Annotated in this window: 7 protein-coding genes; 5 read left to right on the forward strand and 2 right to left on the reverse strand. The window is 47.8% G+C overall.

Going from position 1 to position 13,408, the window contains the following annotated elements; translation table 11 throughout:
- Positions 1 to 89: 89 nt before the first annotated feature.
- From uvrA to FN124_RS07095, 3 genes are read left to right on the forward strand one after another with little or no spacing between them, the layout of a single operon-like run.
- On the forward strand, positions 90 to 2,969 hold the full coding sequence (gene uvrA, locus FN124_RS07085) for an excinuclease ABC subunit UvrA (RefSeq protein WP_142684036.1): 2,880 nt from the start codon (positions 90 to 92) through the stop codon (positions 2,967 to 2,969).
- A gap of 24 nt (positions 2,970 to 2,993) precedes the next feature.
- Positions 2,994 to 3,470 carry a DUF6452 family protein gene (locus FN124_RS07090; RefSeq protein ID WP_142684037.1) on the forward strand — a complete coding sequence of 159 codons (477 nt, stop codon included), beginning with the start codon at positions 2,994 to 2,996 and terminating at the stop codon, positions 3,468 to 3,470.
- Positions 3,433 to 4,254, forward strand: coding sequence for a DUF6048 family protein (locus FN124_RS07095; protein WP_142684038.1), 822 nt, complete (start codon positions 3,433 to 3,435; stop codon positions 4,252 to 4,254). Before FN124_RS07090 ends, FN124_RS07095 begins: the two co-directional genes overlap by 38 nt.
- A 55-nt stretch (positions 4,255 to 4,309) precedes the next feature.
- Here the strand turns inward: FN124_RS07095 and FN124_RS07100 are convergent, their stop codons facing one another.
- On the reverse strand, positions 4,310 to 4,771 hold the full coding sequence (locus FN124_RS07100; RefSeq protein WP_260607355.1) for a GNAT family N-acetyltransferase: 462 nt from the start codon (positions 4,769 to 4,771) through the stop codon (positions 4,310 to 4,312).
- A 76-nt stretch (positions 4,772 to 4,847) separates the two neighbouring features.
- Between FN124_RS07100 and FN124_RS07105 the strand changes: the two genes are divergently transcribed.
- Positions 4,848 to 6,338: an ATP-binding cassette domain-containing protein gene (locus tag FN124_RS07105; RefSeq protein WP_142684039.1), complete on the forward strand. Its 1,491-nt coding sequence runs from the start codon at positions 4,848 to 4,850 to the stop codon at positions 6,336 to 6,338.
- A gap of 277 nt (positions 6,339 to 6,615) precedes the next feature.
- Positions 6,616 to 12,201, forward strand: a complete 5,586-nt coding sequence (locus tag FN124_RS07110) for an alpha-2-macroglobulin family protein (protein WP_142684040.1) — start codon at positions 6,616 to 6,618, stop codon at positions 12,199 to 12,201.
- Positions 12,202 to 12,397: 196 nt separating this feature from the next.
- On the opposite strand, the gene FN124_RS07115 is transcribed toward FN124_RS07110, so the two are convergent.
- Positions 12,398 to 13,270: an alpha/beta fold hydrolase gene (locus tag FN124_RS07115; protein WP_142684041.1), complete on the reverse strand. Its 873-nt coding sequence runs from the start codon at positions 13,268 to 13,270 to the stop codon at positions 12,398 to 12,400.
- Positions 13,271 to 13,408 lie beyond the last annotated feature (138 nt).

Here is a 13,408-nt window from a genome sequence, read left to right on the forward strand (position 1 = left end):
AAGGCGCCCCTCCTCCTCACTTCGCTAAAAATTTTAGCAAAACAAATCGCATAATTCGCAATTATGCCGTAGCTTCGTAGTTTAATGTTATGGCAAAGAAAAAAGAGAATGTACCCGAGACTTCCGTTGCGCAAGCCCCGGCAGATGAACAAATAGCCATCTTTGGCGCCCGGGAGCATAACCTGAAAAACCTGGATCTGCAGTTGCCCAAAAATAAACTGGTAGTAATCACCGGCATCAGCGGCAGTGGTAAATCATCACTGGCATTTGATACCATCTATGCAGAAGGACAACGCCGTTACATGGAAAGCTTTTCCGCTTATGCCCGCCAATTTATCGGCGATATGGAAAGGCCTGATGTTGATAAGATCACCGGGCTTTCTCCCGTTATTTCTATAGAACAGAAAACAACAAATAAAAATCCCCGGTCTACCGTTGGTACTATCACGGAAATATACGATTTCCTCCGCCTGCTCTATGCACGCGCCGGAACCGCCTATTCCTACAATACCAACAAACCAATGACCCGCTTCTCGGAAGAGGAAATTCTGGCGCATCTTTTCAAACACTATAAAAATAAAAAACTGGTTATACTTGCGCCGCTTGTACGCGGACGCAAAGGCCATTACCGGGAACTGTTTGAACAGGTACGCAAACAAGGATACCTCAAAGTACGGATCGACGGGGAAATAGAAGACCTGAAAGAAAGGATGCAGGTGGACCGCTACAAGATCCACGACATAGAGCTGGTGATAGACCGTATCCAGGTACAGGAAGACGCCCGTACCCGGATCAGCCAGAGCGTGCAAAAAGCGCTTACCATGGGGAAAGGACTGCTGTTTATCATGGATCACGATACCAATAAAGTGAGCCAGTACAGTAAACAACTGATGTGTGAAGACACCGGTCTTTCCTATGAAGAGCCCAGCCCGAACACCTTCTCCTTTAACTCTCCCTATGGCGCCTGCCCCCGCTGTAAAGGACTTGGTACTATTTACCAGATAGATATGGACGAAGTAATCCCCGATTACAACATATCCATCACCGACGGTGGACTAAAACCATTAGGCGAAGCCCGCGATACCTTTACCTTTAAACAAGTGCAACAACTCGCCAAAAAGTATAAATTTTCCTTAACAGCCCCTATTTCCAGCATCCCGCAAAAAGCCCTCAACGTTTTGTTGTTTGGCGACGAAAACGGCAAACTGGAAGTAGACATGGAATTCGGGGAAAGCAACGGCGGCACGGAATACGCCACAGAATACGAAGGCGTAGTGAATATGGTTCGCCGCTATTTCAACGATACCTCTTCCGATCACGTGCGCAGCTGGGCAGAAGGCTTCATGAAACTAAGCACCTGTCCCGAATGTAACGGTGCCCGCCTCAAAAAGGAAAGCCTGTTCTTTAAGATCGATGAAAAAAATATCTCCGAGCTTGGTAACATGGACCTGGATAAGCTCCTGGCCTGGTTTGGAAATATCGAAAACCGCCTTGAGAAAAAACAAAACGCTATAGCCAAGGATATCCTGAAGGAAATCCGCGAGCGACTGGGATTCCTGCTGAATGTAGGGTTAAACTACCTCACCCTGAACCGGGCCACCAGAACCCTCAGTGGAGGCGAATCACAGCGTATCCGCCTCGCTACCCAGATAGGATCGCAGCTTATGGGCATCACCTATATCCTGGATGAGCCCAGCATTGGTTTGCACCAGCGCGACAATATGCAGCTCATAGACGCCCTCCGCAACCTGAAAGACATGGGTAACACGGTTATCGTAGTGGAACACGATAAAGACATTATGCTGCATGCCGATCACCTGGTGGATATTGGTCCGGGTGCAGGTGTACACGGAGGCCAGATCATCGCGCAGGGCACGCCCAAACAGATCCTGAAACTCAATACACCCACCGCCGGGTACCTGAATGGCAATACCTCCCCGGAAATACCCGTCCAACGCAGGAAAGGCAACGGCAATTTCCTGGAGCTGAAAGGAGCTTCCGGCAACAACCTGAAGAATGTGAATCTGAAACTACCCCTGGGCACTTTCATCTGTATCACCGGCGTTTCCGGCAGTGGTAAATCTACCCTGATCAACGAAACCCTGTATCCCATTCTTTCCAAACATGCGTACGACTCCAAAATGGTTCCCATGCCCTACAAAAGCATCAAGGGACTTGAGTTTATAGATAAGGTGATTGAAATTGACCAATCGCCCATAGGCCGTACCCCACGCAGCAACCCGGCTACCTATTGCGGATTTTTCACCGATATCAGGACCCTTTTTGCATCAGTACCAGAAGCAAAGATCAGGGGTTATAATGCCGGCCGCTTTTCCTTTAATGTAAAAACCGGCCGCTGCGATGTTTGTGAAGGCGGTGGTATGCGCGTTATTGAAATGAACTTCCTGCCGGATGTGTATGTGCACTGCGAAAAATGTAACGGTCGCCGTTATAACCGCGAAACGCTGGAAATACGCTATAAAGGCAAATCCATTTCAGATGTACTGGATATGACGGTGGATGAAGCCGTGGAATTCTTTCAGCCGGTACCATGGATCTACCGTAAAATAAAAACGCTGCAGGATGTGGGACTTGGATATATTACCCTTGGCCAGTCTGCCGTAACCCTCTCCGGTGGAGAAGCACAGCGGGTAAAACTGGCTACCGAACTTTCCAAGAAAGACACCGGCAAAACCATCTATATTCTCGATGAGCCCACAACAGGGCTTCATTTCCAGGACATACAGCTGCTACTGCAAGTACTGTATAAACTGGTAGACAGGGGCAACACCGTACTGGTGATAGAGCATAACCTGGACGTTATTAAAATGGCCGACTACATTGCAGACCTGGGCCCTGAAGGCGGCGGGGGCGGCGGTACCATCCTCTGCACCGGCACCCCGGAACAGGTAAGTACCTGCAAGGACAGTCATACCGCCAGATTCCTCAAAAAGGAGCTGGGAATTTAATATCTTGCCAACTGTAAATAAGCCATGAAAAGCATCTACCAGATATTATTGACCTGTTTCATTTTCGCGGGCATCATCGCCTGCGAAAATGAAACAAAGGTATGCGATCAAACACTGCGGAATGATTACCATACCCACCTTATGCGTAAACTCACCGGCAAATTATCGGATACTATTATGCCCAAAGTAACCGCATACGCCTTTGGCCGGGATACGATTTACAAAAGCCAGCCACTGAGCGACCTGTTCTTCCAGCTATCGCCTATTGCAGACAGCAGCCTCTTTTACCTGAAAGTGGATTCCAGCTTCATCGCTGATACCTTAAAGATCAGGTATACACGGCAACAGCATTTTATATCGCCCGGATGTGGTTTTGGTACCTATTTTAACATCGATACCGTTATCACCACCATGCATACCATCGACTCTGTTGTAATTAATAATAAGTCCGTAACTAGCAGCAATGACACGCATCTTACTTTGTATTTCTTTTTTAACTAGTATCCTGCTCAGCGTTGCTTCCACGGCACAAAACAAGCCGGCGGCCGCAAAAGCAGACACCCTGCACAAAGTGGCTAAGGCAGATACCAGCCGCAAAGCGCCGACCGATACGGCAAAGATAGCGCTGCTTAAAGACAGCTCCTGGTATATCCCCGGCTTTGTACGGATAGGAGTGGATCTTAGCCGGATACCATCTGCGATATATTATCCTTACCGGAAAGAAGTAACTGTAGTAGCAGATGCCCGCATCAACAGCAACCTTTATGTCGCCTTTGAAGGCGGATACGCCAATACCCCCTACAGCGATACCAATTATACCTATAAAGGCAATGGTATGTTTGTAACCCTGGGCGTTGATTATAATTTTCTGAAAAGACAATATGTTACCGAGAAGAATATATTCTATGCAGGTTTCCGTTACGGATTCTCGCATTTTAACTATTCCGTTCCCACCTATTCCATCAAAAATACTTACTGGGGCGATAACCTCGCAGGCAGCATTCCCCAAACTGCGGTAAATGCCCATTGGGTGGAGTTATTGGTAGGATTAAAGGTAGAAGTGCTGAAAAACCTTTTCATGGGCTGGAATATCCGGGAACGTATACTGGTTAACAATGTAAAAACAGATGAAATGACCCCGCTGATCATTCCCGGTTTTGGCTCAGGTTCCAAGAGATCAGTTTTTGATGTGCAGTACACTATTTCCTACGCCATCCCTTTTTACCGGATAAAAGAACACGCGCCTGTTAAAGAGGTGAAAAAGAAAAAAATACCCAAGCGGTAATTTTTTTAGGGAGATGAAAAGCAGCTGTTCTGCCTTTATCTCCCTAAACATTATATCATGGCCTCAACATCTCGATATGAGGAATCCCATCTTCTATATAAGTATCACTGGTTTGCTCAAATCCCAGCGAAGTATAAAACTGCTGCAGGTATTGCTGGGCGCCTATCCGGATGGGAATTACTCCATAGTTGGCCTGAAGCACTTCAATAGAGCGTTCCATTAACTGCCGGCCGGCACCCTTGCCACGGGCCTGCGGAGAAGTAACCACCCTGCCGATAGATGCTTCTTCAAACTTGATTCCAGGAGCAAAAATACGGGTGTATGCCAACAGCCTGCCTTCCTCATCCGTTCCCATCAGATGCAACGCCTTCTGATCCGCATAGTCCAGATCCTGGTAAGGACATTGCTGTTCCACCACAAATACTTCACTTCGCAAATGCAGGATAGCATAGAGCTCAGTAGTTGTTAACCCGTCAAATGATTTCGTAATCCAGATCATACCCTCAAACTTTGCCATAAATTTACTGGAAGCTTTCAATAATCGGATTAATTTTATATCCGACAGATGAATACTGAGCCCAATCGTTCAAATTATGACAGAGCAGCAAACACCGTTCCTTTCGCTGGAACATATCACCGTGAGGTATCTCGACAAAACATTATTCAATACCCTCACCTGGCAGATCAACAAAGGAGAGCAATGGGCTGTAACAGGCCCCAGTGGCTCTGGTAAAACAGCCCTGCTGAATACCATTCTCGGTAAGTTTAACATTATCAACGGAAGTATCCATCACCACTTCTATGATGAATGGTGCCGGCAACATACCATCACAGATCCCTGGTTCAATTACCGTAACCTGGTAGCCCTGGTAGGCCATCATCATACCTTCCTCAACCTCTCTAACACCACTACTGATTTCTATTATCAGCAGCGCTTCAACAGCATGGATGCAGATAATTCACCTACCGTAATGGAATACCTGGAGCTGACCGAAGTACCGGCATTACTTCAGCCTCTGCGTATTGCCCCGTTGATGGAAAAACGGCTCATTAAATTGTCAAATGGCGAAACCCGCCGGGTGATGATTGCCCGCGCCCTCATCCAGCAACCGCAACTGCTTATGCTGGACAACCCTTATATCGGGCTGGATGTACAGGCCAGGAAAGATTTCAGCGCCATGATCAACGAAATCATTACCGGTGGCGCAACGGTAATACTGGCCACCGCTCCCCAGGAAATACCGGAACATATCACCCACGTACTCACACTGGAAAACGGGGCAATAACCGGTAAGTATACCCGCAGCGAATTTATAAAGTTGCCGTTACCCGCTGTAACGGAAATACCATTGCCGGAAATGGAAGCCGAAAAAATTGCCGCACTGGTACAGAACAGTCCTCACAACCAGTTCGAGACGATTGTGCGCATGGAAGACATTCACATTAAATACGGTGAAAACACTATCCTGAACGGCATCAACTGGACAGTAAAGCCCAACGATAAATGGGCATTGCTGGGCCCCAACGGCGCGGGAAAATCAACACTGCTAAGCCTTGTGAACGGCGACAATCCCCAGGCCTATGCCAATAAGCTCTGGCTGTTCGACCGGAAACGCGGAAGCGGCGAAAGCATCTGGGATATCAAGAAAAAAATAGGCTTCGTATCACCAGAACTGCATCAATACTTCACCTCCCGTGATAACTGCCTCCAGGTGGTTTGTTCCGGCTTCTCTGATGTAATTGGCAGCACGCGGCCGGCTACCTCCGGGCAACAACAGGTGGCCCGTGACTGGATGAGCGTTCTGAATATCGCGGATCATGAAAAAACACCCTTCAAACAGGTGCCCGAAAGCGCACAGCGCCTAACCCTGCTGGCCCGTGCTCTCGTTAAAAACCCGCCGCTGCTGATCTTTGATGAACCCTGCCAGGGACTTGACGCCCGTCAAAAAATACATTTCAAAAAAGTAATAGAACAACTTTGTGAACATATGCCGGTAACCCTCATCTTTGTAACCCACTACGAAGATGAGCTGCCCTCCTGTGTTGATAAGTTCCTCCGCCTGAACAAAGGCGAAATGGCGTAGGATTGACGCGGATTTTGTCTGACTCAGGATTAAACTGATTACGCTGATTACGCTGATTTGATTTTGTAATGTGATTTTAAAGATTTGGGGAGATTTAAGCGGATATTCACTTAAATCTCCCCAAATCATTTTAAATCCAAAGTAATCAAATCAGCGTAATCAGCGTAATCAGTTTAATCCTGAGTCAGACAAAATCCGCATCGCCGAAGGCGATCCCCCACGTTTGGATAAAATTCCCGACATTCGCAGCTAGTTGATCACCTAATCTGCTTTCCTGATGCACCCAACAAAAAGGCTTACTGCTGTAGCAGCATTGTTTTTATTCCTCGCTACCCTGTTTGTGATCAGTGGTTGCCGTACGGCGAAAAAAGAAATGAACCCGGAATTTGCCAAATATATTGAGGCATATACGGCAGGTATCATTTCCAAACAAAGCGCTATTCGTGTTCACCTCACCTCACAGACGAATATAACTCATACCCAGAATGAGCCGCTGGAGAAGGAAGTATTCGACTTTTCTCCGTCCATCAAAGGGAAGGCCTACTGGATTGATGCCACCACCATCGAGTTCAGACCGGATGAAAACCTGCAGCCTGGTAAAAAGTATGAAGCCAACTTTAAACTCGGGAAAATACTGGATGTGCCAAAGGAGCTCAAATCATTCGATTTTGAATTTAAGATCATCAAGCCATCCTTCTCCATAGAAAATTTCGGTCTGAAAGCCAGTACCAATAATACTCTCGACCGCATGACCCTCACCGGCGCCATCTATACGGCCGATGTGGAAGATCCCCAGGCGATCGAAAAAATACTCAGCGCACAATATGCCGGTAAAGGCCTGCCCGTCACCTGGCAGCACAATGCCACAGAACGCACTTCCCGGTTTACCATCGCCAATATTGCCCGCGCCAATATTGCCCGTAACCTGGAACTGAATTGGAACGGCAGCTCCCTGAAAGTGGACAATACCGGGAAAAACACCATCGAGGTACCCGCTATTGGCGACTTTAAAGTAATGGATGTAAAAGCGCTCTCCGACCCGGAACAACACCTGCTGGTACAATTCTCCGACCCGGTAAGCATGGCCCAGACCCTGGAAGGCCTTATTGGCATCAGCGGGCAAAGCGACCTACGCTACACCATCGATGGCAGCGAGGTAAGCGTGTATGCACCGGTACGACTGGAAGGAAATTACAACGTAATAGTAAACGAAGGCGTTATCAACATCACTGATAAACGGTTAGGAAAAACTTTCAGCGCCAACGTTAACTTTGAAAATACTTTGCCCGGTGTAAGCATCCCCGGCAAAGGTGTGATCCTGCCGGAAAGCAATAAACTGGTAATGCCGTTTGAAGCGGTGAACCTCAACGCTGTAGATGTTTCCATCATAAAGATCTATGAAAACAATGTACCGCAATACCTGCAGCGGAACGACCTTGATGGCAGCCAGGAACTACGGCGTGTAGCCAAGCCCGTAGTAGAAAAAACAATCCGCCTGGATGGAGACAAATCAGTAAACCTGCATAAGAAAAACCGCTTCTTCCTCGACCTGGATAAGATGCTGCGTACAGAACCCGGCGCTATTTACCGCATCACTATTGGCTTCCGGAAGTCGTACGCAATGACCGCCTGCTCCGCCGATACCACTCAGGACAGCGACAACGCTTCTTCCGATGAAGAAGGAGAAGAAGAATATTATTATGGGGGAGAAAAGATCGATGATGATGATTCCTTCTGGCAGCGTTACGACAGCTACTATCCATACGGCTACAACTGGGACCGCCGTAATGATGCCTGTTCCAACTCTTACTACAGTAAAGATAAATGGGCTTCCCGCAATATCATTTCTTCCAATATAGGCCTCATTGCCAAAAGAGGAAACGACAACAGCATGCTGGTAGCAGTAACGGATATACGCGATACCAAGCCACTTATAGGCGTAGAGCTGGAACTGCTCGACTACCAGAACCAGGTGATATTTAAAACAAAAAGTGACGGGGAAGGCCTTGCTTCCTTTGATCTGAAACGCAAGCCTTACCTGCTCATTGCCAAAAAAGAAAATGAAAGAGGTTATCTTAAACTGGACGACGGAAGCTCTCTCCCGTTAAGCCGGTTTGACGTAAAAGGAGAAGAAGTGCAAAACGGTATCAAAGGCTTCCTGTATGGCGAACGTGGCGTATGGCGCCCCGGCGATTCCGTTTATCTTACTTTTATTCTGGAAGATAAAGGAGAGAAATTACCGGCAGACCATCCTGTTTCACTGGAATTATACAATCCCAAAGGTCAATTGTATAAACGCATCAATCAACATGAAGGTCTGAACGGTTTTTACAGCTTTGCTACCGCTACTGCCCCGGACGATCCTACAGGCAATTGGGTGGCCAAAGTAAAAGTAGGTGGCGCCACTTTCCAGAAAAACGTGCGTATTGAAACCGTGAAGCCGAACCGGCTTAAAATAAAAATGGATTTTGGCAGCACTACATCCCTGTCGAAAGGCAGCGCCACCGGCAACCTATCGGCCATGTGGCTGTTTGGCGCTACTGCGCAACACCTGAAAGCCAAAGTAGATGTGTCGCTGGTACAGCAAAGCACCAGCTTCCCCAAATTCAGCGATTACTCCTTCGATGATCCCGTCACTCATTTCGATGCGGAAAATAAAACCATCTTTGAAGGCCCGCTGAGCGAAAGCGGCAGCGCCCCTGTGAATGCAGACATACAACTCGGTAAAGTGGCGCCCGGGCAACTGAAGGCAAACTTCGAAGTAAAAGTATTTGAACCCGGAGGCGATTTCAGTATCGATCACTTCTCCATGCCTTATAATCCTTTCACTTCCTACGCAGGTTTACGTATCCCGGCGGGCGACCGTACCACGGGTATGTTGCTCACCGATCGCGCGCATACCATCGACCTGGTGGATGTAGACGGTAACGGCAATCTTACTGCCGGCAGCCGTGAAGTACAGGTAGAGCTCTACAAGATCAAATGGAGATGGTGGTGGGATGAAGGCGAGCAGGATGACTACTCCAACTTTACGCAAGACAGCTATAACCAGCTGCTGAGCAAAGAAACCGTTACCCTGCAAAATGGTAAAGGCAAATGGGACCTGCGTGTTAACTCGCCCGATTGGGGCAGGTACCTGATCAGGGTGAAAGACCTTCAGAGCGGGCATACAGCAGGTAAAGCCGTGTACATCGACTGGCCCGGATGGGCGGAAAGGATGCAGAAAGACAACCCCGCGGAAGCATCTATGCTGGTGTTTACGTCTGACAAACAAACCTATAAAACCGGCGATGACATTAACCTCACTATCCCAAGCAGTGAAGGCGGCCGCGGGCTGATCAGCATTGAGTCCGGCAGTAAAGTGCTGAAAACATACTGGATCACCACCAAACAAGGTCAGACCACCTTTAAGTTCAAGGCGGAAAAGAACATGACGCCTAATATATACATAAACGTTAGTTTGCTGCAACCACATGCACAAACCCTCAACGATCTCCCGATCCGTATGTATGGCACCATTCCCATTTCCATTGAAGATCCGGGCACTATCCTGAAACCGGTGATCAGCATGGCCGATAAACTGAAACCGGAAACGGAAGCCAGCATCACAGTAAGTGAGGGCAGCGGCAAACCAATGACCTACACCATCGCCATTGTGGATGAAGGACTGCTGGATCTTACCCGTTTTAAAACACCGGATCCTCACAATGCATTTTATGCAAGGGAAGCCCTTGGTGTAAAAACCTGGGACTTGTTCGACTACGTGATAGGTGCATGGGGAGCGGATATGGACCGTATACTGAGTATTGGCGGTGATGAAGGACTGGATAAAAATGCAGGTGGCGCCAAGGCAAACCGCTTCAAGCCCGTAGTAAAATATATGGGCCCCTTCTACCTGAAAACAGGACAAAAGCAAACACATAAATTCAAGCTGCCGCCTTACATTGGTTCGGTAAAAGCAATGGTAGTAGCCGGCCAGGATGGCGCTTACGGTACAGCCGAAAAAGTAGTGGCAGTAAAGAAACCTCTAATGCTGCTTACTACCGCTCCACGTGTGCTGGGGCCATCGGAAACCATCCAGGTACCGGTGACGGTGTTTGGCCTGGAACCCAATATCCGCAATGTGAATGTTAGCTTAAGCACCAGCCCCCTGCTGGAAATAGTAGGCGAACAAACCAAAGCGGTCACCTTCTCTCAGCCCGGCGAACAGATTGTTTATTTCGATGTAAAAGTACGCCCACAAACAGGTATCGCTAAAATAAAAGTAATAGCCAGCAGTGGAGCGGAAAAAGCAGAAGAAAATATAGAACTGAATGTGAGGAACCCTAACCCGGTGATCACAAATATTATAGAAAATACACTGGAAGGCAACAACAGCTGGCAATCGGCCTTTAGCCCGGTAGGCATGGCCGGCACCAATTCCGGCGTGCTGGAAGTATCCACCATTCCATCCCTCAACCTGGGCAAGCGCCTGCGGTTCCTGATAGAATATCCGCATGGCTGTATTGAACAAACCACTTCCGGCGTGTTCCCGCAACTGGTATTGAATCAGCTCATGGACCTGAAAGAAAGTGAGCGTGCACAGGTAGACCGTAACGTGAAAGCGGGTATCAACAGGCTGAAAAGCTTCCAGACTTCCGATGGCGGTTTCAGCTACTGGCCTGGTGAAGGTAACTCCGACGAGTGGGGCACCAACTATGGAGGCCACTTCCTCATAGAAGCACAGGCACAGGGCTATACCCTTCCGGCTGGATTACTGGATCAATGGAAGAAATACCAGCGGAATAAAGCCGGTACCTGGGCGCCCAGTACCCTTAACTTTTATGGTGGAGATCTTACACAGTCGTACCGTCTCTATCTCCTGGCACTTGCCAAATCTCCGGAACTGGGCGCCATGAACCGGTTAAAGGAATTCAAATATCTGTCGGCCCCGGCCAAATGGCGGCTGGCAGCGGCTTATAAACTTGCCGGTCAGCCGGAAGTGGCCAACTCCCTTGTACAGGGCCTCACTACCGACGTGAAAGCATATACGCAGCTTGGCGGCACCTTTGGCTCCGACCTGCGCGACAGGGCCATGATCCTTGAAACGCTCACCATCATGGGACAACGTAACCGTGCCAATGAACTGGTGAAGCAGATCGCAGCACAGCTATCGCAAAACGATCAATGGTATAGCACACAAACAACCGCTTATTCCCTGATAGCAGTTGCAAAGTATTGCGGTAATAACAAGGGAGGCAGCAAGATGAATTTTACGTACACCCTGAACGGCGCCAAAGGCAATGTGAACGGGCAGTCGTTTGTTACGCAGATCCCCATAACCTTCAATGGGGCTGCAGGAAATATCAGTCTCCGGAATAACGGGCAGAATGTATTATATGTGCGGCTGATTCTCCAGGGGCAACCCGATGCCGGCCAGGAACCGGTTGCTACCAATAACCCGGATGTATTGGGCATGCAGGTAAGCTACAGCACCCGCGATGGCAAACCGCTTGATCCGGCTACACTACGGCAGGGAAGCGACTTTATGGCCACCGTAACTCTTACCAATCCAGGGAAAAGAGGTTATTACGAACAGATGGCCTTGTCGCAGATCTTCCCTTCAGGATGGGAAATACTGAATACCCGCCTGATGGAAAACGACAGCGCCTTCCACTCCTCACCAGCTACGTACATGGATATACGTGACGATAGGGTATATACTTATTTCAACATAGAAGAAAACAAAAAACGCACTTACAATGTATTGCTGAATGCGGCTTACCTGGGCAGGTATTATTTGCCGGCTACATCCTGCGAAGCCATGTATGATAATACCATACATGCTTTTTCACCAGGCAGGTGGGTAGAAGTAGTGAAGTAAAAAAACATGTAATAAAAGAAGAAGCTGTCTCATAAATAACTTTTACCCGATTTTACTCGGGTACCGGGTGGAGAAAATTTTCGTATATGCGATTCTCACACCCATTAAGTTAGTTATGATACAGCTTCTTTCTTTATCCGGATATATGATGGAGGCTGGCAAATCTGCCGGTCGTAATTTTTGTGTACGGCAAAGATTATCTTTTTAAGAAATCGTGTATCAACGCCGCTACTTCCTCATGATACTCTTCCAATACAAAATGGCTGCCATCTAACAGGTGTACTTCTGCATCAGGCACATCTTTTTTATAAGCCTCTGCGCCGGGCCATGTAAAAATGAGATCATTTTTACCCCATACCACCAGTACCCGTGGCTGATGTGTACGCAGGTATTGCTGCCATTCAGGGTACTTTGGGAAGTTGGTACTATAGTTCCGGAAAAGGGCCACCTGTATCATTTCCACACCGGCTCTTGCCATATAGGCATATGCCAGCTCATAGCTGTCGGGGCTCACTGTTTCCGGGGCGGAAGCGCCCAGCAGATGTCTTTCTTTAATTTTTTCGAAGCTTAGTTTACGTACAATGGCAGCGTCTAATGCTTTTTCATCTCCTGCCTGCCGCAGTGCGCCGATTTCCTGGACCTCAGGGCCAAGTCCTTCATTATATACATTCGCGTTTTGTATGATCAATGCCTCTACCAGTTCCGGTCTTTTACTAATGATCCTGAACCCGATAGGGCCACCGTAATCCTGCAGGTACCAGCTGAATTTTGTTAATCCCAGCTGATCAATAAACTGTTCCATTACCAACGCCAGGTTGTCGAACGTATATTCAAATTCGGCTAACGCCGGGATGCTGCTTTGACCAAATCCGGGATAATCCGGGGCTATTACATGATACCTGTTTGCCAGATCCCGGATCAGGTCGCGGTACATATGTGAAGTAGACGGGAACCCGTGCAGCAGCAGTATTACAGGTGCATCTGCCAGGCCAGCCTCCCGATAAAAATTATTAAGATTATTAATGGTAATTGTTTTGTGCAGAACAGAAGTGGTAGTGAGTGTTTCCATATAAATGTTATTTTGTACCATTCAGTACATTATTGATTTTAAAAAATACCGTGCCATCAGCCGGTTATTGTAAAAGTAGTTTACTGGTATAAAGGTATATATTTTACCAATTGGTACAAAATATATTTTTTATTTATG

The organism is Chitinophaga polysaccharea (assembly GCF_902150045.1).
Lineage (GTDB): Bacteria > Bacteroidota > Bacteroidia > Chitinophagales > Chitinophagaceae > Chitinophaga > Chitinophaga polysaccharea_A.